The sequence below is a fragment of the Nocardia sp. Root136 genome, from assembly GCF_001427185.1.
Taxonomy (GTDB): Bacteria; Actinomycetota; Actinomycetes; order Mycobacteriales; family Mycobacteriaceae; genus Nocardia; species Nocardia salmonicida.
In genome coordinates this window covers 2,164,666-2,184,214 of the sequence record NZ_LMFE01000001.1, presented here as the reverse complement: position 1 = coordinate 2,184,214, position 19,549 = coordinate 2,164,666, and the positions used below count along the sequence as shown (strand labels likewise).

Annotated in this window: 12 protein-coding genes; 6 read left to right on the top strand and 6 right to left on the bottom strand. The window is 68.7% G+C overall.

From position 1 onward, the window contains the following. Positions 1-89 precede the first annotated feature (89 nt). A complete protein-coding gene (locus ASD42_RS10125; RefSeq protein WP_084787057.1) occupies positions 90-1,262 on the bottom strand; it encodes a serine/threonine-protein kinase in 1,173 nt (390 codons plus the stop codon). 117 nt (positions 1,263-1,379) lie between these two features. On the opposite strand from ASD42_RS10125, the gene ASD42_RS10120 reads away from it, so the two are divergent. The 6 genes from ASD42_RS10120 to ASD42_RS10095 all read left to right on the top strand — a co-directional run bounded on the left by ASD42_RS10120 (position 1,380) and on the right by ASD42_RS10095 (position 9,092). Further along, positions 1,380-2,150 carry a deoxyribonuclease IV gene (locus tag ASD42_RS10120; protein WP_056813180.1) on the top strand — a complete coding sequence of 257 codons (771 nt, stop codon included), beginning with the start codon at positions 1,380-1,382 and terminating at the stop codon, positions 2,148-2,150. 101 nt (positions 2,151-2,251) lie between these two features. Beyond that, positions 2,252-3,181 carry a TauD/TfdA dioxygenase family protein gene (locus ASD42_RS10115; protein WP_056813177.1) on the top strand — a complete coding sequence of 310 codons (930 nt, stop codon included), beginning with the start codon at positions 2,252-2,254 and terminating at the stop codon, positions 3,179-3,181. Positions 3,182-3,423: 242 nt separating this feature from the next. Beyond that, positions 3,424-4,635 (top strand): CaiB/BaiF CoA transferase family protein, encoded by a 1,212-nt coding sequence (locus ASD42_RS10110; RefSeq protein ID WP_056813174.1) that lies wholly within the window; start codon positions 3,424-3,426, stop codon positions 4,633-4,635. A gap of 163 nt (positions 4,636-4,798) precedes the next feature. Beyond that, on the top strand, positions 4,799-5,713 hold the full coding sequence (locus ASD42_RS10105; protein ID WP_056813171.1) for a hydroxymethylglutaryl-CoA lyase: 915 nt from the start codon (positions 4,799-4,801) through the stop codon (positions 5,711-5,713). A 74-nt stretch (positions 5,714-5,787) separates the two neighbouring features. Further along, positions 5,788-6,564, top strand: coding sequence for an ABC transporter ATP-binding protein (locus ASD42_RS10100; RefSeq protein WP_056813168.1), 777 nt, complete (start codon positions 5,788-5,790; stop codon positions 6,562-6,564). An 8-nt stretch (positions 6,565-6,572) separates the two neighbouring features. Continuing rightward, positions 6,573-9,092, top strand: coding sequence for an ABC transporter permease (locus tag ASD42_RS10095; RefSeq protein WP_056815946.1), 2,520 nt, complete (start codon positions 6,573-6,575; stop codon positions 9,090-9,092). A 138-nt stretch (positions 9,093-9,230) separates the two neighbouring features. On the opposite strand, the gene ASD42_RS35610 is transcribed toward ASD42_RS10095, so the two are convergent. The 5 genes from ASD42_RS35610 to ASD42_RS10070 form a co-directional block, all read right to left on the bottom strand. After that, positions 9,231-11,525 (bottom strand): ADP-ribosylglycohydrolase family protein, encoded by a 2,295-nt coding sequence (locus tag ASD42_RS35610; RefSeq protein WP_056813165.1) that lies wholly within the window; start codon positions 11,523-11,525, stop codon positions 9,231-9,233. A 76-nt stretch (positions 11,526-11,601) separates the two neighbouring features. Then, positions 11,602-12,765, bottom strand: a complete 1,164-nt coding sequence (locus ASD42_RS10085; protein ID WP_056813162.1) for a VWA domain-containing protein — start codon at positions 12,763-12,765, stop codon at positions 11,602-11,604. An 88-nt stretch (positions 12,766-12,853) separates the two neighbouring features. After that, positions 12,854-15,379, bottom strand: a complete 2,526-nt coding sequence (locus tag ASD42_RS10080) for a DUF5682 family protein (protein ID WP_235569359.1) — start codon at positions 15,377-15,379, stop codon at positions 12,854-12,856. Positions 15,380-15,427: 48 nt separating this feature from the next. Continuing rightward, a complete protein-coding gene (locus ASD42_RS10075; protein WP_056813159.1) occupies positions 15,428-16,528 on the bottom strand; it encodes an ATP-binding protein in 1,101 nt (366 codons plus the stop codon). Then, a complete protein-coding gene (locus ASD42_RS10070; protein WP_056813158.1) occupies positions 16,525-19,443 on the bottom strand; it encodes a DUF5691 domain-containing protein in 2,919 nt (972 codons plus the stop codon). Before ASD42_RS10070 ends, ASD42_RS10075 begins: the two co-directional genes overlap by 4 nt. Positions 19,444-19,549 lie beyond the last annotated feature (106 nt).

Below are 19,549 nucleotides of genomic sequence, written 5' to 3'. Positions count from 1 at the left end.
TACAGCATAAAAGCCGCGGCCGGGGTTGCCCGCCACGGGAAAATCAACGAAACCTTATCAGTCGGCGAGGGCGCCGAAGGCCGCCACGATCACGGCGGACGCCGCTGCTGAGGTGGCACGATATAGCCGGGATGGTTACGGCCACCAGGGAAGTCGATGGTGCCGGGGCGCGCGGTTCCGCGTCGCGGTGGCATCGCCGAGCCGCCCGTGGACGGCCGCGGCGCATGCGGATGCGGCTGCGCGGGCGTGGTCGGCGGGGTGTGCGCGTGCGGGTACGGCTGCGCGGGGGTGGTCGGCGGCGGCGCGTTGCGGTAGGGCTGCGCCGGAGTGCGGGGCCGGGGATATCCCGGTGCCTGCGGGTACGGGTCACGGGCGCGCAGCACCACGCCCGCCGCGGTGTACTGCTGCTGGTGATGCCACGGCCCCGGCACCGCGAACAGCGCGGCCTTGGCCGCCTGGGCGAATTCGGCGCAGCTGGCGAAACGGGATTCGACCCGCTTGGCGGTGGCCCTGGCCAGCACCGCGTCCAGCGTCGCGGGCAGGTCGGGGCGCAGACTGCGCAGCGGCGGAAGGGGTTTGCTCAGGTGCGCCTGGATCACCGCGCCCGGACTCGGTCCGGGGAACGGCACCGAGCCGGTCAGCATCCAGAACAGCGTGCAGGCCAGCGAATACTGATCGGCGCGATGATCCAGCGGCGCCCCGGACAGGTGCTCGGGTGCGGCATAGGCCAGGGTGGCGGTGATCGTGCCCGCCGAGGCAAGGGTGGTCTCGCTGTCGCGCACCGCCGCGATGCCGAAGTCGGTGAGCACCACGCGCTCCGGGCGTCCGATCGGTGGCTTGGCGAGCAGGATGTTGGCCGGTTTGACGTCGCGGTGCAGCACGCCGCTCGCGTGCGCGAAGTCCAGTGCGGTGGCGGTCTCGGCGACGATCTGGACCGCTCGGCCCGGCGTCAGCACGTTCACGTCGGCGGTCGCCACATCGGTGCCCGCCACGAACTGCATCGAGATCCAGAGCTGATCGTCATCGGTGCCGCGGTCGTAGACATTGACGATATTGGGGTGCTCGAGCTGGGCGACCAGATCGGCTTCGCGTTCGAAGCGGTGGCGGATCTCCTCGTCGGCGGACAGCTCGGTGCTGAGCAGTTTCAGCGCGGTCAGCCGAGGCAGCCGCGGGTGCCGGGCCAGGTAGACCACGCCCATGCCGCCCTGGCCGAGCACGCGCCGGATCGTGTACCCGGCGAATACGTCGCCTTTGCGCAACACGCGAAGTCACCCCCTCCAGGGCAGAGCACCCGCCCGAATTCTACCGATGTATCTCCGGAAGCCATCGAGGTGCAACATCGGCCGAAGTTGTCGGTGCCTGATATTAGGGTGGGATCTATGCGCATTGGAGCACACGTTCGCGACGAGAGCGATCCGATCGGCTTCGGGGAGAAGCTCGGCGCCGAGGTCGTCCAGCTGTTCGTGGTCGATCCGCAGAGCTGGGACAAGCCGCAGCCGCACCCGAAGGCCGCCGAGATCCTGGCCAGTCCGATCGATGTCGTGGTGCACTCGTCCTATCAGATCAATGTGGCGAGCCTGAACAACCGGCTGCGGATGCCCTCGCGCAACGCGGTGGCCCAGCAGGCGAAGGCCGCGGCCGAGCTCGGTGCGTTCGGGCTGGTCGTGCACGGCGGACATGTGCGCTCCGATGCCGAGCTCGACACCGGAATCGACAACTGGCGCAAGCTGTTCGAACGTCAGCAGGACAAGGGCGGGTTCGCCGTGCCGATCCTGATCGAGAACACCGCCGGTGGCAATCACGCGATGGCACGGCATTTCGATTCGATCGCGCGATTGTGGGACGCGGTGGGCGACTACGGCGCGGGCTTCTGTCTCGACACCTGTCACGCTTGGGCCGGTGGTGAGGAATTGGTCGGCGTCGTCGAACGGATCAAGGCCATCACCGGACGGATCGACCTGGTGCATCTGAACTCCTCGCGCGACGAGTTCGATTCCGGCGCCGACCGGCACGCCAATTTCGCCGACGGCACCATCGACCCGCAACTGCTGGCCGAGGTCTGCCGCACGGCCGGTGCGCCGGTCATCTTGGAAACCCCGGCCGACGGGGTCGCCGAGGACCTGGCCTATCTGCGCGAGAACCTGGGCTGAGCCGTTCCGATCACTCCGAGATAAAACCTGTCTGCGGCGGCGTTTTCGCGGTGTGCTGAGAACACAGCAAACCGATCGAGAACGAATTGAAGGTGACCCCCATGACGGTCGACACTGCCACCGAAACCACCCTGACGGTGACCAAGCTCGGCGCCCACATCGGCGCGCAGATCGACGGTGTCCGTCTCGGCGGTGACCTGGACGCGGCGACCGTAGCGACGATCCGTCGTGCGCTCAACGAGCACAAGGTGATCTTCTTCCGCGGTCAGCAGCATCTCACCGAGGACGGCCAGTACGAATTCGCTGAGCTGCTCGGCAGCCCGACCACCCCGCACCCGACGGTGAAGTCCGCCGGTGTGAAGAGCCTGGCCATCGACTCCGAGCGGAGCCGCGCCAACTCCTGGCACACCGACGTGACGTTCGTCGACCGGGTGCCGAAGGCGTCGATCCTGCGCGCCGAGTACCTGCCCACCTACGGCGGCTCGACCACCTGGGCGTCCACGGTCGCGGCCTACAACTCGCTGCCCGCACCGCTGAAGGTGCTGGCCGAGAACCTGCGCGCGGTGCACACCAACCTCTACGACTACGCCGGGGCGGTCGACAAGGTACGGCCTTCGCAGGTCAAGTATTCGGCAGAGTTCCAGTCCGATGTGTACGAGACCGAACACCCCGTGGTGCGGGTGCACCCCGAAACCGGCGAGCGTTCGCTGCTGCTCGGCCACTTCGTGAAGCAGTTCGTCGGGATTCCGGCCCGGGAGTCGGACCAGCTGTTCCGGTTGCTCCAGGATCGGGTCATCCGCTTGGAGAACACCACCCGCTGGAACTGGTCCGAGGGCGACGTCGCGATCTGGGACAACCGCGCCACCCAGCACTACGCCATCGACGACTACGACGACCAGCCGCGTCGGCTCACCCGCATCACCCTTGCCGGTGATATCCCGGTCGGTGTCGACGGGCAGACCAGCACGGTGTTGAAGGGCAATTCCGAGGATTACTCCATCATCGAGGAAGTGGAACTCCTCGCCAGCTGAAATATGGTGCTGACCTGGGGTCCGGTAGTCCCAGATAGTTGACGCTGTGTTTTTGGCGCGCTGGCGCGCGCGTGTCCGCGGCCCTGAGGGGTCGCGGGTGGGGGTCGGGAGTGCGGTCATGGCGGTTTTGGGGTGGACGGTGTTGTTGGGTGGGGTGCGGGCGTGGCGGGTTTGGGGTTATCCGTGTGGCGGGTTGCGAGGGGGTCGCGTGTCGTGCGGGGTTGGGCGGCCATACTGGGCGCATGAGTATTCGGCCGTTGGACGGTGTTCGCGTCCTGGAACTCGGTAACTATGTTGCCGCTCCTACTGCCGGACGTATTCTGGGCGATTTCGGCGCCGAGGTGATCAAGGTGGAGCGCCCCGGTACGGGCGACGAATTGCGCAACTGGCGGTTGTACGGTGGCGATACCTCGATGTTGTATCGCACCGTCAATCGCAACAAGAAGTCGATCGTGCTCGATCTGCGCACCGAGGCGGGGCGCGCGATCGTGCTCGACCTGGTGAAACAGAGCGATGTGCTGCTGGAGAACTTCCGGCCGGGAATGCTCGAGAAGTGGGGGCTCGGGCCCGACGTGCTCGAGGAAGCGAATCCGAAGCTGGTGATCACGCGGATCTCGGCGTACGGCCAGACCGGTCCGATGGCCGCGCGGCCGGGATTCGCCGCGGTCGCGGAGGCGGTCGGTGGCCTGCGTGAGCTGGTCGGTGACCCCGATCGGCCGCCGGTGCGTACCGGGGTGTCGATCGGTGATTCGATCGCGGGCATCTATGCCGCGTTCGGGACGGTGATGGCGCTGTTCCAGCGCGAGCGGGTCGCCGGTCCGGTGCCGCAGGTGGAGCGGATCATCGACGTCGCGCTCAACGAGTCGATCCTGTCGGTGATGGAATCGTTGATCCCCGACCACCTCGCCTACGGCATCAATCGTGAGCGCGTCGGCGGCCGGATGGAGGGCATCGCACCCTCGAACGCCTACCCGACCAGCGACGGTTACTCCATCATCATCGGTGGCAACGGCGATGCCATCTTCCAGCGGTACATGCAGGTCATCGGCCGCCCCGACCTGGCCGTCGACCCGGAACTGGCCGACAACAACGGCCGCTGGCGGCACCGCGAACGCCTCGACGCCTCGATCGCGGAATGGTCGATCCGGCACACCCGCGCCGAAGCGCTGAAAATGCTCGACGAGGCCGCCATCCCGTGCGGTCCGATCTACACCGCCGCCGACATCGTGGCCGACGAGCAGTACCGCGCACGCAATATGATCCAGATGTTCCCCGTCGACGTGGGCGAGGCCGAACCCAAGCAGGTGGGTTTCGGCGGCATCGTCCCGGTGATCGGGGGCGCATCGCTGCCGATCCGCAATGTCGGCCCCGACCTCGGCGAGCACACCAGAGAAGTGCTCGGCGGGCTGCTCGGGATGAGTGAAGATCAGATCGACGCGCTGGAGGCACTGTGACGAGGCGAGTACACGGCAGGCGTCGCCCGCCGGTGCGCAACAAGTGGGAGCCGCGCGGTCCGGGTCATGTGCGTCCGACGGTGCACCCCACCCCGGCCAGCGTGGGCGACAAACCGTGCGGTGGCGTGATGTGTGTGCCGGCGCAGGAACCCGAGCAGCGACGATGACAGCACCGCTGTTGCGGGACGTGACGCTGCGCGACGGCTTGCAGCTCACCGGCAAGGTGCTGCCCGTCGACCAGAAGGTCGACGTGGTGCGCAGGCTGCTCGCCGCCGGTGTGCCCGCACTCGAGATCGGTTCGATGGCGCGGCCCGATCTCGTCGCGCCGATGGCCAACTCGCTCGAGTTGATCGCGGCGCTGACCCCCGATGAGCTGGCGAAATGCTGGGTGTGGGTGGCCACGCCGCGCCACGTGGAGAAGGCGGCCGCGGCCGGTGCGCGCAATTTCCAGTACTGCTTCTCGGTGTCCGACGCGCACAACAGGGCCAATATCGGCCGCGATACCGAGACCTCGGTGGCCGCGATGCCCGACGCGATCCGCCTCGCCCACGAGGCGGGCGGCGAGATCCAGCTGTGCCTGGCCACCAGTTTCACCTGCCCGTTCGACGGACCCGTCGACCCGGCACGCGTCCTCGCCATCGCGAACGACCCGCGCACCGACGGCGCCGCCGACATCGTCCTCGCCGACACCCTCGGCCAAGCCCACCCCGGCGAGGTGAGCGCATTGGTCACCGCCGTCCGCGACACCACCCCGCCACGCCGCATCGTCTTCCACGGTCACGACACCTGGGGCATGGGCGTGGCTAATACCCTCGCCGCCGTCGCCGCGGGCGCCACCATGGTCGACGGCGCGTTGGGCGGCCTCGGCGGCTGCCCCTTCGCCCCTGGCGCCAGCGGCAACACCGCGACCGAAGACATCCTCTTCGCCACCCGCCCGGACTGGTTCACCCCCGCCTCGCTGGCGAGCCTGGTCGGGCTCACCGAGGAACTACTGGCAAATCTCGGCGAACCCAACCGCTCTCGGACCCTGGAAGGCGCGCGTTCCAGGGCTGAGGCGTTCGAGTGGGTCGTTCACTGAGAGGTCGGTAAGACCTGCGGTATCGGGGGGATCCCGGATGGCGCGGTTCACAGTCGACGGCCAGACTGGACAGCATGACTTCGCACGCCATGGGCACCGAGGCCGTCGATGCGGCGGCCCCCACCGATATCGCGGCCGCCGCGCTCGATCTGGTCAAGCTGTACGGATCGGGAGATACACAGGTCAAGGCCCTGGACGGGGTGTCGGCTGACTTCGCGAAGGGCGAATTCACCGCGATCATGGGTCCATCGGGCTCGGGCAAGTCCACGCTGATGCACTGCCTGGCCGGACTCGACAGCGCCAGCACGGGCGAGGTACGCATCGGAGACACCGCGCTCACCGGCCTGTCCGACAAGCAGATGACTGCCCTGCGGCGCGACCGGATCGGGTTCGTCTTCCAGGCGTTCAACCTGGTTCCGACGCTCACCGCGCTGGAGAACATCACCCTGCCGCTCGATATCGCGGGTCGCAAGCCCGACCAGGAGTGGCTCGACACCGTGGTCAAGCGCCTAGGCCTCGGCGACCGCCTCGAACATCGGCCGTCCGAGCTGTCCGGTGGCCAGCAGCAGCGCGTGGCGTGTGCGCGGGCGCTGGTGGGCAAGCCGGAGATCATCTTCGGCGACGAGCCGACCGGCAACCTGGACTCGCACTCCTCGGGCGAGGTGCTCTCGATCCTGCGGGCCTCGGTCGACGAGTTCGGCCAGACCGTCGTGATCGTCACCCACGACCCCCGTGCGGCCGCCTACTCCGACCGCGTCGTGTTCCTCGCCGACGGTCGCATCGTCGACGAACTGCGCGACCCGACCCAGGATTCGATCCTCGACCGGATGAAGGCGCTGGAAACCCGATGAGCTCACCGATGCGCAAGGTCGCCTTGCGTAACCTCGCCGCGCACAAGGTGCGGTTGGCGTTGACCCTGTTGTCGGTGGTGCTCGGCACCGCCTTCATCTCCGGATCGTTCGTTTTCACCGACACGTTGCAGCGCACCTTCGACGGCATCTTCGAGGGCCAGGCCCAGGGTGTGGACGTGCGCGTCGGCCCCGCCGACCGCCAATCACTGGGTCTGCCGACGAATATCGTCGACGCGCTGGCCAAGACCGAGGGCGTCGCCCGGGTCGCTCCCGCCGTGAACGGCCCGGTCGTGCTGCTAGAGCCCGACGGTAAGAAGGCCGTGCAGACCGGCGGCGCACCGAGTTTCGGTCTGTCCTACCTGCCGCCGGACAAGGCGGTCGAGGAGCCCGACAAGTTCGTGGCGGGCGCCCCGCCCACCCAGACGAACGAGATCGCGCTCAATGCCGGTGGCGCCGAGAAGGCCGGGCTGAAGGTCGGCGACAAAGCCAAGGTGCTGATTCCGTCCAGGGGCGACCCCTTCGAGGTGACCCTGACCGGCATCTACGAGATGCCCGGTGCCGAGGGCGGCGGTGTGGTCGCGGTGATGTTCACCGAACCGCAGGGCCGCAAACTGTTCACCGACGGCTCACACGTCGCCTACGCCGATATCGCCGCGGCTCCCGGCGTTTCGGCCGACGATCTGCGTGACCAGCTCGCCGCCGGTCTGCCCAACTACAAGGTGCAGAACTCCGACGAGGTCCGCGAGGACATGAAGAAGGAGATCTCCGAGGCGCTCACCTTCATCAACTACTTCCTGCTCGCCTTCGGCGCGATCGCGCTGATCGTCGGCACGTTCATCATCTACAACACCTTCTCGATGATCGTGGCCCAGCGTCTGCGTGAACTCGCGTTGCTGCGCGCGATCGGGGCGAGCCGTCAGCAGGTCGGGCGGTCGGTGGTCGGTGAGGCCATCGTGATCGGGTTGATCGGTAGCGCGCTCGGGCTGGCCGCCGGTATCGGGTTGGCGTACGGGTTGTCGGCGTTGCTCAACGCCTTCGATCTCGGACTGCCCACCGGTTCGCTGACGGTGCTGCCGCGTACCGCGATCGTCGCGCTGCTCGTCGGCCTGCTCGTCACCGTGGCCAGCGCCTACGCCCCCGCTCGACGGGCCGCGAAGGTGCCGCCGGTGGAGGCGATGCGTTCTGAATTCGCCAGTGCCGGTGACTCTTTGCGGCTGCGGACGATTATCGGCGCGGTCATGGCCGTTGTCGGTGGGGTGCTCGTCTATGTCGGTGCGCAGGGCACCGGCAAGGGCTCGGCGGTGACCGTCGGCGTCGGCGCGCTCGGGTTGATTCTGGCGGTGCTGTTGGCGGCGCCGGCGTTGTCGCGGCCGATGGTGCTCGTGCTCGGGGTGCTCACCAGGCCGTTCGGCGCGATCGGGCAGATGGCGCGCAACAACGCCACGCGCAACCCGCGTCGCACGGCGGCCACCGCGTTCGCGCTCACACTCGGCCTGATGCTGGTATCGGCGATCGGCATTCTCGGCGCTTCGGCGAAGACCAGTGTCGGCGTGCTCATCGACAAGGGCGTGGAGGCCGAATACGTGCTCGCCGGTCCGCAGATGATCGGTGTGCCGATCGGTGCGGTCGACGCCGTGCGCACCCAGGTGCCCGGGGTCAGCGATGTCACCGGGATCCGGATCGTCGCGTTCGAGATCGGCGGCGATCAGATCGGCGCCACCTCACCGGACGGTCCGATCGATCCGGTGATGGACATCGACGTGACCAGCGGCACGAGCACGATCCCCGCCGGTGGCGCGCTCATCGATGAGACCGAGGCGGGCGAACGCGGGTGGAAGGTCGGCGACAAGGTCGCCATCACCAGCCTCGACAAGAAGCAGATAGAGCTCACGATCGCGGGCGTCTACGCCGACTCACCGCTGCTCGGCCCCATGGTGGTCGATCCTGGCATCTACGAGCAGTTGATGCCGCAGAGCCTGCGCACCAATGTCTTCGTTCTGGTCAAGGCAGCGCCGGGCACCGACCTGACCGCGATGCGGACGAATCTGGAGAAGGCCACCGAACCGTTCGTGGTGGTGCAGGTGCAGGACCACGAACAGTTCAAGGGGGCACAGGGCCAGCAGATCAACACCCTGCTCGCCATCCTCTACGGGCTGCTCGCGCTGGCCGTGGTGATCGCGGTGCTCGGCATCATCAACACCCTGGCGCTGTCGGTGGTGGAGCGTCGACGCGAGATCGGCATGCTGCGTGCGGTGGGCACCCAGCGTGCGCAGGTGCGGCGCACCATCTACCTGGAGTCCATGCTGATCGCCATCTTCGGCGCGATCGTCGGGCTGGTACTCGGCATCGCGCTCGGCGTCGGATTCCTGCGCACGCTGCGCGACATGGGCATCGACCAGATCACCATTCCCTGGTCGCAGTTGGTGATCGTGCTGGTCGCGTCCGCTGTGGTCGGCGTGCTGGCCGCGGTGTGGCCGGGTGTGCGGGCCGCGCGGACGCCGCCGTTGGCGGCTATCGCGGATCTGTAAGAGTCGCAACCACTCTCGGCCCTCGGTGGATATTCCATCGGGGGCCGATTGCGTTCCGAGTCGAGGATCTCCCTTCGAGCCGAGATCGTGTGCGTAGACGGCGGTCGGCCATAGGCAAGCGCCAGGCCACGGCCGCGTTCAGACGATGGGGTAGCGGTCGATCCAGGCTTGTGTCGGATGCCCGTGGTCGTCTTGTGGTGGGGTGAGGCCGAATTCGGTGCAGTAGTCGGTGGCTAGGCGTTCGAGGACGGCACGGGCGTCGACGGTGTCGAGCCAGCGGCGGGGTAAGGCGTTGTGGCCGTAGCGGGCGCCGAGCAGGCTGCCCGCGATCGAGCCGGTAGCGTCGCTGTCACCGGAGTGGTTGACCGACAGCAGAAGTCCGGTGCGGACGATGTCGTGGGGTGTACCGCCGAGACCTTCGGCGGCGAGGACGGCGAAAACAGCGATCGACAGGGCTTCGGGGCCGATCCAGCCCTGGCCGAGGGTTTCGACGTCTTCCGGTGTGGGATAGCGCCTTTCGCGTTCGATGCGCGCGGCCAGCCGGTGTGCGGCATTGAGCGCGGCCGAGGTTTCCTCGTGCTCGGGGTAGCTCGCGAGCTCGACTCGCCCGCGGGAGAGTGCGGTGGAGAGGTCGGCGCCGCGCGCGAGCTGATAGATCAGCGCGGACAGAGTGCCCGCGGGCAGCCAGCCGCTGGGATGGCCGTGGGTGAGTGCGGCAGCGTCGCAACCCAGTTCGAAGACGGCGTCGGTCGCCGCACCGGAACGGTCTGCGGCGTAACCGAATCCGCACGGTGCGGCGCGCATCACCGCGCCGCTGCCCTTGGAGTGATTGATCGGCTGGTCGCGGGTGCCGAGTGGGTTGGTCGGCGCGCGCCGTTGCGCCGCGTGGCGTAGCGCGGTGTAGACCGAATTGGCCACGCCGCGTTGCTCGATCAGCTCGGGGTGGTCGCTGAGCGAGCTGTGCATCGCCGACGGCTGGTCGGGCATTTCGGCGACCTGTCCGCGTAACCACACGAGCAGGCCCTGCTGGAGCAGACCCATCGTCGCCCCGCCGATGCCCTTCGCCCTCGCCCGTACCGAGCCTCGGATCAGCGCTTCGACGGTGAACGCCGTCAGCTGGGTCTCTTCGGAGATGCGCAGCGGGTCGATGTCGGTCACACCGGCGGGACCGTACTCGGCACGGATCTGTTGCAGCGAAAGGGTTTCCACGGGGGCGCCGAGGGCATCGCCGATCGCGCCTCCGAGAAGACAACCGTTGAGGCGCTGCACCCACATCGACGCGCCCATCGCTGTGCGCCCGGTGTTCCCTGGCTCGCCGCTTCCCACCGCGGAGCGCCGTTGATCTCGCGATACGGTGCCCGTCGGGGGGCGCGCAGCGGCCGAGTGACCAGTCGCACGGGGCGAGCGGCTTTCGGGCTCGGCTGAGGTGTGGCGAACAATCGTCGGGTCGTGCCGGCGGGCAGCGCTCAGCTGACTCGCCCCTTCACGCGGTGCGGCCTCGGCGGTGGAGGTCTGCGGGCGTGCAGCGGATAGCGTCGACTCGAGCGCTGATGCGGTGCCTGTGGGATGGGCAGTGGTTCGCGTGGGTGCGGGGTGACGGAGTGCCTGCGCGAGGGCGGTAGCGAAGGCCGTGCAGGTGGGGAAGCGGTGGGCGGGGTCCTTGGCCATGGCCTTGGACAGGACCGCGTCCACCGCGGTGGGGAGGGTGGCGCGGCGGGTGCTGGCCGCGGGTGGCGGGGCGTTGAGGTGGCCGAGCATGACGGTGGCGGGGTTGGGCGCGTCGAAGGGGCCGGTGCCGGTGAGGAGGCGGAATACCGTGCAGGCCAAGGAGTATTGGTCGCCGCGGCCGTCGAGCGGGGCGCTGCTGAGTTGTTCGGGGGAGGCGTAGGCGATGGTGGCGGTGAACTGGCCGGTGCGGGTGAGCCCGCCGGTGTCGTCGAGGAGTTTCGCGATGCCGAAGTCGGTCAACACGACTCGTTCGTCGAAGCCTGCGCCGACACCCGCGGTTCGCGACAACAGGATGTTGGCGGGCTTCACGTCTCGGTGCAGAACGCCCTGGCGGTGGGCGTAATCGAGGGCGCTCGCGGTCTGGGTGACGATCTGGGCGATGCGCTCGCTGCCGAACTGCTGCACCGGAACCGCCGACGCGTCGACACCGTCCACGAACTGCATCGATATCCAGAGACGTTCCTCGTCGACGCCACGGTCGTAGACGGTGATGATATTCGGGTGATCGAGCTGGGCCACGAGGTCGGCTTCGCGTTCGAACCTGGCTCGGATCTCGAAGTCGGCGAACAGGTCACGGTGCATCAGTTTCAACGCGGTCAGCCGTGGCAGCCTGCGGTCCCTGGCCGCGTACACCGCGCCCATCCCGCCGCGTCCCAGCTCACGCTCGATGACGAAACCGGCGAACACCGCCCCGCGCCGCAACATCGCCTCACCCCGTTCACCGAACCCGATCGTTCGCAGCCTAGTTGGCTCGGACGCGATGCGCTTCTGGGTTCCCGCGTTACACCGCCGGGGCGTTGGTGTCGGCCCAACGGGTGATGTCGCCGCGGTCGAGGGCGGTGGCGAGCAGGTCGGGGAATTTGTCGGGGGTGCAGGCAAAAGCGGGGATGCCGAGGGCTGCCAGTGCTGCCGCGTTGTCGTGGTCGTAGGCGGGTGCGCCTTCGTCGGAGAGGGCGAGCAGCACTACCACCTGGACGCCCGCTTCCTTCATCGCGTTGCAGCGGCGCAGCATCTCGTTGCGCACGCCGCCCTCGTAGAGGTCGGAGATGAGCACGAACAGGCTGTCGGTGGGGCGGGTGATCAGCGTTTGCGAGTAGGCGATGGCGCGATTGATATCGGTGCCGCCGCCGAGCTGGGTGCCGAACAGGACGTCGACCGGGTCGCTCAGCTGATCGGTGAGGTCGACGATCTCGGTGTCGAAAACCACCAGCGAGGTCTTCAGCGACCGCATGGAGGCGAGGACCGCACCGAAGACCGAGGCGTAGACGACACTGGCCGCCATCGAACCGGATTGGTCGATGGCCAGGACCACATCGCGCTGGATCGACTGCGACTTGCGGCCGTAACCGACGAGCCGTTCGGGCACGATGGTGCGGTGTTCGGGCAGGTAGTTGGCGAGATTCTTGCGGATCGTCCGATTGAAATCGATATCGCGCAGCTTCGGGCGATGGGTACGGGCAGCCCGGTTGATCGCTCCCGAAACGGCGGCCACGGTCTTGGCGGCGATGCGCTGCTCGATCTCGCGCACCACCTTCTCCACGACCATTCGCGCGGTGGCCTTCGTGGTTTCGGGCATCACCCGGTTGAGGCCGAGCAGGGTGCCGACCAGGTGAACATCGGGCTCGACCGATTCCAGCAGCTCGGGCTCCAGCAGCAGCTGGGTGAGGTTGAGTCGGTCCACGGCATCGCGCTGCATCACCTCCACCACGGTCGCGGGGAAGTAGGTGCGGATATCGCCGAGCCAGCGCGCAACTCGGGGCGCCGAACCGCCGAGTCCACCAGACCTTTTCGTCGACCCGCCGGCTTCACCGGTGTTGTAGAGGGCCGACAGTGCCTGGTCCATCGCCTGATCGGTACCGGAGCTCAAGCCGCCGAGCTGTTCTTCGGCAGCGGTTCCCAGCACGAGACGCCAACGGCGCGACTGGGTTTCGTCGGGATCGGTCATCGGTGCTCCTCGTGATCGAGCGAGTGATCGGGTTGCTGTGTCGCGGGACCCGCCGGGCACGAGGCGGCCGCCCAACTGCCAGGGGCGGTCATCCGGCGGCGCCGAGGATCGCGGTGGCGGCGCGCAGTGCGAGTTGACCGCGGACCGGGTCGACCTCGGTGGTGCCCCGGGCGGTTGTCGGCGCTGATCCGGTGTCTCGTAGGGCCTGACTGATGGCTCGGCGTTCACCGGATTCGAAGGAGCCGAAGGTGCGGCGCAGCAGCGGCAGGGTGGCGACGAACTGATCTTCGTTGAGGTCGCGCAGCCATTCATCGATGCGGCGCAACAGCTCTCGGTCGTGGACCAGGAGCAGGCCGCGCCCGCCCAGGAAGCCGTCGACCCAGGCGGCTTTGGCGGCAGGGGTGTTGCCGATGGACAACGCGGCGGCGAGTCGACGGGCGGAGTCGGCGTCGTCGATGCGTTCGGCGTCGCACAGCAGGCGCACGGCGCGACCGCCGATCGCACCGTGCACGTCGTCGCGGTCGGCGATGCGTTGCAGGGTGGCCAGCCATTCGGTGGTGGAGTGCTCGTCGTCGCGGGTGCTGATGGCGGTGTGCGCGGCGTCGATCTGGGCGCGCAGGGCCTCGGCGGCATCGGTATCGAGGCCGGTGACGGCGCCGGGCAGCCCCGCGCAGATCCGCACCAGCAGGCCGTCGGCGACGTGGGCGAGGGCCTTGGTGTCGGTGCCGCGGACATCGCCATAGCGCAGTGTGCGGGTCAGGCCGGGGAGGGCGCCGAGCAGGTGGGTGACGTCATGGTCGAGGGCGGCTGCCGCTTCGAGCCTGGTGATCAGCCCTTCGGTGGCGCCACCCAGGTCGGCGAGCAGGGCCGTTTCCAGTGCGTGGGCGAGGGCGGTGACGGTGACGTCGTCGCGGCTCGCGGTGTCGAGGATTTTGGTCTCGGCGGCGGTGCGCAGAGTCGTTCCCCACACGGCCGCTTCGACGATGCGGACTTCGAACTCCGGTTCCCAGCGCAGCGTCCACGTCTCACGGAAGGTGCCCGTGCTGCGAACCTCACCGGTGGTCGGAGTGCCCCAACCGATACCGAGCAGGCGCAGGCGGTGCAGCAGATGCGAACGCTCGACGTCGCGTTCCTTCCGCAGGTCGAGATCGATATTTCGGGCGAGCGCTTCCTGCTTGAGCCGCAGCGTTTTACAGCGCGCCCGCAGATCGGCGGCCAAGGGGACCGTCGGGGTGTCCTCGGGGACACCGCCGAGCGTCTCGCCGACGACGAGTTCTTCGATGACAAGACGCAGCATGGTCTCGTCGCCACCGCACATCACCGACCGCACAGCCTCGGTGACCTCCGACAAACCCGGCAGCGGCCTGCCGCGCAACGCGGCGAGTGTGTCCGCCAGCCGTACCGCCTCGATGATGTGCGCGCTCGACACCGGCAGATCGTGCGAGCGCAGCACCCCGGCGACCTTGGTCAGCCAGCGTGCCACCGGCCGCTCGGTCTCGGTGAAGAGGTGGTGGTACCAACCCGGCGAGGTGACGCCTGCGCCGTAACCCGATCCTGCCGCCAGCCGCGAATGCGTCCACGGCACCCAGGTCAACGCGGCCTTCGCCTTCGGCAAACCCTTGAGCAGTCGCGTATCCGGTGCGGCGGGCCCGAGCGGTTCGACCAGCGCGGGCGCGTGCCAAGCGCCACACACCACCGCCAATCGTTTCGCGCCGCCCTTGAGTACCTGCCGCATCACCTGCCGCATATGCGCCTCGCGGACCAGCGTGTGATGGTCGACGATCAGTGGCGCGAGCGCGGCATCCTGCCGATCAGCGGCTGCCGGGGACACGAATCCGGTTGCCGCCGAGGGGTTCTCCGACAGCTCCGGAGCGTCGGGTAGCGACACCGGGTCGGTGTCGCTCGGCGTAGTCGCGCCGAGCTGTGGCGGAGCGTCCGCTCCGGGCGGCGTGATCCCTGTCGCGGAGTGCGAGGCGTCCTCACGCAGAGCGGTCATCGCTTCGGTGATGGCGTCGAAAGCCGCGCTGTCGGGAACGGATTCGACGACGGCGTCCCACCAGCGTTCGGCGTCGTCGTAGCCCGCGGCCGAGGCAAGGGCGGCCAGCGGGTCGGAGCCGCCGCCACGGGCGTCGTCGTCTGCGGCGAGGACGTGCGTGGCGGGGAGGTCGCAGAAGCGGACCGGTACGGCGTGGTCGACGCCATAGCGCATGGCCTGCCATTCGGGAGAGAACACGGCGAACGGCCAGAACGCGGCGCGGGCAGGTGAGTCCGGGACGTAGGCGAGCAACGCGACCGGTGGGCTCATCGTGTCGGCGGCGACGAAACCGACGAGTGGATCCGCGTCGGCGGGACCTTCGATGAGAATGGCATCGGGCCGGAACTCCTCGAGCGCGTGGCGCAGCGAGCGTGCCGATCCGGGCCCGTGGTGACGGATGCCGAATACCCGCGTTATCGCCGCAGCGCTCGAATTCGTGTCGGCCACCGAACCGATACCGGCCTCCGCCTTGGTGGTGTCACGTGTCTCGGAGCTCTCGCGAAGACCGGCATGGTTCGCCGGATCGCCCGGTGTGGCGTCACCGGTGGTCGGGTCGGTCGCCTTGTTGCGTTGACTCATCGAAAACCCCATGTGTGGTGTTGTTCCGTCCTCCCCTTCGGTCTGTTCTCAGCCGGCGATTTCGCGGCACGCGCGATAGAAGTCGGCCCAGTCGGGGCGCTCCCGGACGACGGCCTCGAGGTATTCGGTCCAGATCACGGTGTCGGCCACCGGGTCCTTGATCACCGATCCGAGCACGGCGCCCGCGATGTCGGAGGCGCGCAGGACGCCGTCGCCGAAGTGGGCGGACAGGGCGAGGCCGTTGGTGATCACCGAGATCGCCTCGGCGGTGGACAGAGTGCCAGAGGGGGATTTGAGTTTGGTGCGGCCGTCGGCGGTGATGCCGGAGCGCAGTTCACGGAAGACCCGCACCACGCGGCGGACTTCCTCGGCGGCGGCGGGCACGGTCGGCAATTCCAGTGCGGCGCCGAGCTGTTCGACGCGACGGCTGACGATGGCGACCTCGGAATCCTCGTCGGCCGGCAGCGGCAACACCACGGTGTTGAAGCGGCGGCGCAGCGCGGAGGAAAGATCGTTCACGCCGCGGTCGCGGTCGTTGGCGGTGGCGATGACGTTGAAACCCTTGGCCGCCTGCACTTCTCCGCCGAGCTCGGGAACGGGCAGGGTCTTCTCGGACAGGATGGTGATCAGCGCGTCCTGCACATCCGAGGGAATGCGGGTGAGCTCTTCGATGCGGGCGATGGCGCCGGTGCGCATGGCGGTCATCACCGGCGACGCGACCAGAGCGGCATCGCTGGGTCCCTCGGCGAGCAGGCGGGCGTAGTTCCAGCCGTAGCGGATCGCTTCTTCCGCGGTGCCGGAGGTGCCCTGCACGAGCAGCGTCGACTCTCCGCTGATCGCGGCCGCGAGATGTTCCGATACCCAGGTTTTGGCGGTGCCGGGTACGCCGAGCAGCAGCAGCGCGCGGTCGGTGGCGAGGGTGGCGACCGCCACCTCCATCAGCCTGCGCGGGCCGACGTACTTGGGCGTGATCACGGTGCCGTCGTCCAGGGTGCCACCGAGGACATAGGTGACCACCGCCCACGGCGACAGTTTCCAGGACGGCGGACGCACGCGGTCGTCGACGCGGCTCAGGGCGGCCAACTCGTCGGCGAAGGCCTGTTCGGCGTGGGGACGCAGCAGGGTGGTCGACGGTTCGGTGGTGGTCATCGCAGCTCCTCGAGCATGGTGGCGCGATCGGTGAGATCGTGCGCGAGTCGGTGGAATGCCTGTTGCCAGGCGGGGTCTTCGGTGGTGTCGGCGAGCGCGGTGACACGCGAGGCGAGCTCGACAGGTAGGTGGACGCTCGCCGCGGTGAGCAGCGCCCTGTCGGTGTACACGCCCGCGCTGGCATGCGGCTGACGCGCGGTGGTGCGGGCGCGCTCGCCGAACAGACGCAGCACATGGTCGGCCACGGGTTGCGGCCACGGGTGATCGAGGCCGGGCAGGATCGCGTGCAGCTCGTTGAGCTGGTGCGCGTCGAGATCGAGTACGTGCTCGATCCGGTCGGCGGCATCGAGCAGGGTGAACAGTTCGCGACGCCGCAGCACCGCCTGCTCGGTCGGCGTCGCGTGGGCGAACAGCGCACGCGCCCACGCGGTATCGCGCTGGGCGAGCGTGGCATCGACCCAGCCGTCCACGATCGCCTTGGCATAGCGAGGCGGCAGTGCCAGGGTCAACGCTGCGGCGGCGGTGTTCTCCCCGGTGGAGCGCACGATCGGAGCCCACGCGGTGAGCGGAGTGGCGGCGATCGCCTGGTGCAGGGTCGTGATCGTCGAATCAGGGGTGTCCCAGCGCAGTTTCGCCTGATCGGTCGCGTCAGTGATCCCGTCGCGCCGTGCCCGCGCGTCGAGCTCCGCGGGCACCGTCACTTCGACGGTGCCGTCGTTGTCCACCCGAATCCACGACGCCACCAGGGCTGCCATCCGTCGCCCGAAAGCGGCGTCCGGGAGCTTGTTCAGCAGCGTCGTCGCGGCACGCCGGACATCGCCGCGACGATCGTCGAGGGCCCGCTCGAGCAGTGCTTCGTCGGCCGAACTCAGCCCGTCCTCGAGCAACGCCAGCAGTTCCGCCTTGACCGGCCCCGACTCCTTCGACCACGCCGCGGTCAGCACGGTCAGCGCGGCGGCGCGATCCGCCCGGCGAGTACGCGCGAACCAGTCCTTTCGTTCGCCGGAGGTGCCGAACAACCAGACGTCGTGGGCAGCGGGCGCTTCCGGCTCGGCAATGGTGCTCGGGTCGGTGTGGGTGGCGCCCGAAAGAGATGTGGACGCGTCGACAGGGAATTCGTCGACCAGCTTCGCCCAGGCCGGGTTGCGGGCGGCGAGCCAGCGTCCGCGGCGGCCTGCCAGTCGCAGCAGCGGTGCGCGCAGCGTGGTGTCGGAGGCAGCGGAGAGCGCTTGGACGCACAGCACATCGGGGAGCCGGAAGTCGAAAGGTGCTGCCGAGGCGAACCATTCGGTAAGGAACGGGGACTTGTCCGCGAGCAGGCGGCTGAGACGGTCGGCGGCGGGTCGGGGGAGCAGCGGGCGTGGATCATCCACGGCGGGTTCGGGTTTCGCCGCGGTGCGGGGGAGCTGTCCACCGCGCAGGTAGAGGTCTTGCAGGGCGGCGGTGTGGAGCAGCCGGGTGGCTGGTTCGCCCGCGTGCTGCGGTACCGCGGTGGCGACCGCGGAGTCGAGTTGGACGCCGTCGGCACTGCGGCGGGCGGTGCCGAGCAGAGCCACCGAGACGAGTTCGGTCAGCGCGGGGGTGGGACTCGTCTCCGTGGGGAATTCGGTTTCCAGGTCGTGTACCTCGCCCGCGCTGAGAACCGAGATCGGGTCGAAGCCGTCGGCTCGCCACTCGCCGCACACCGTCACCGGGTGACCACCCGCGACGGCGATCAGCCGCCACGGGCGGACGCCGGCCTGCAGTGGCAGCGCGGTGCCGTCGGTAGCGACGAGCTGCCAACCGTTCTCGTCGAGCACCGGCACGACATCGGTGAGCAGCGCGGGCCAGGAGCGCAGCCACGGATCGTCGCTCAACGCGCCTGCGTAGGCGTCCAACGCGTCGTCGATCGTGGTGCCCCCGACAGCGGGCACGGTCGTGAAGGGCTCGGGTACGCCGTGGCGGGTGCCCCACTGCACGCGCAAGGATGCCGCGCCGGGGTAATAGTGCAGTTCGGCGTCCACCTCGCTGCCGGGCGCGGGCACCTCGCCGGTGAAATTCGGTGTGGCGAAGGAATGTTCGATGAGCAGGGCCCATCGTCCGCTACCGCGACCGCGCAGCCAGGTACGACGGGTGTGCAGTCGTTCTTCCTCGCTGGTCCGCATGCCGAGTACCAGCCAGCGATCCCGGACGGCCGGCTCGGTCAGGACCGCCTCGGCCGACGTCGGGTAGCCGACATGGGTGCGAATGCCCGCTTGCAGCGGCTCGGGTAGGGCATCGATCCTGCGATGGGCCAGAACCAGCAGGTGCAGGCGGGCGTACTCGCGCAACAGCAGTTCGGGCCAGTGCTCGGTGGTGACGACCGCGGTGGGCAACCTGCGCAGGGTCTCGGCGATCCGAGGCGCCTGGGCATCGACCATCCGGGCCGCGATCGACTCGTACGCGGCGAACGAACGGTCGGTCTGCGCCAGTCCGGTCCGGATCTGGTCGGTCAGCCAGACCTCCAGTTCGGTGAGCCCGGCGGTGACGCGGGTCCGTCGCTGCTCGACGGACGCCTGCGACGGCGTGCTCGCGGCCTTGGCCTTGGGTGGCGCGGCCGCCTTCGCGGCCCGCCCCGCCAGCCACTCGGCCGCGAAATCGGCGGGGGCATCCCGCACGGGCGCCTGGCCGCTCGACCACGTGAGCAACAACGACAGCGTGTGCTTACAGGGGAACTTGCGGCTCGGGCACGAACACTTGTACGCGGGCCCGTCCAGGTCGACGATCGCCTGATACGGCTTGGCTCCACTGCCCTGACACAGCCCCCACACCGCGTTGCCGGCGGTGCCGGTCTCACGCCAGCGACCGGCCAGCTTGCGTGCGGCAGCCAGCGAGCTCGCGTCGGGCGCCAGCGCACGGACCTGGTCCTCGGTCCACGGCGTGCGTTGCTCGGTCATCGGATTCCCCCGTTCTCTGTTCGCCGAATATCTACCGCAACCCACCGACAACAAGCGGTGCCGGCGGCGAAGCCGGTGGAAAATGCTGGCGCTGTGGCAATTTCGC

Coding starts and splice junctions, on each gene's coding strand:
- ASD42_RS10115 (WP_056813177.1), top strand. CDS start 2,252: ATGACGGTCGACACTGCCACCGAAACCACCCTGACGGTGACCAAGCTC.
- ASD42_RS10070 (WP_056813158.1), bottom strand. CDS start 19,443: ATGACCGAGCAACGCACGCCGTGGACCGAGGACCAGGTCCGTGCGCTG.
- ASD42_RS10100 (WP_056813168.1), top strand. CDS start 5,788: ATGACTTCGCACGCCATGGGCACCGAGGCCGTCGATGCGGCGGCCCCC.
- ASD42_RS10110 (WP_056813174.1), top strand. CDS start 3,424: ATGAGTATTCGGCCGTTGGACGGTGTTCGCGTCCTGGAACTCGGTAAC.
- ASD42_RS35610 (WP_056813165.1), bottom strand. CDS start 11,525: ATGTTGCGGCGCGGGGCGGTGTTCGCCGGTTTCGTCATCGAGCGTGAG.
- ASD42_RS10105 (WP_056813171.1), top strand. CDS start 4,799: ATGACAGCACCGCTGTTGCGGGACGTGACGCTGCGCGACGGCTTGCAG.
- ASD42_RS10080 (WP_235569359.1), bottom strand. CDS start 15,379: ATGAGTCAACGCAACAAGGCGACCGACCCGACCACCGGTGACGCCACA.
- ASD42_RS10120 (WP_056813180.1), top strand. CDS start 1,380: ATGCGCATTGGAGCACACGTTCGCGACGAGAGCGATCCGATCGGCTTC.
- ASD42_RS10075 (WP_056813159.1), bottom strand. CDS start 16,528: ATGACCACCACCGAACCGTCGACCACCCTGCTGCGTCCCCACGCCGAA.
- ASD42_RS10085 (WP_056813162.1), bottom strand. CDS start 12,765: ATGACCGATCCCGACGAAACCCAGTCGCGCCGTTGGCGTCTCGTGCTG.
- ASD42_RS10095 (WP_056815946.1), top strand. CDS start 6,573: ATGCGCAAGGTCGCCTTGCGTAACCTCGCCGCGCACAAGGTGCGGTTG.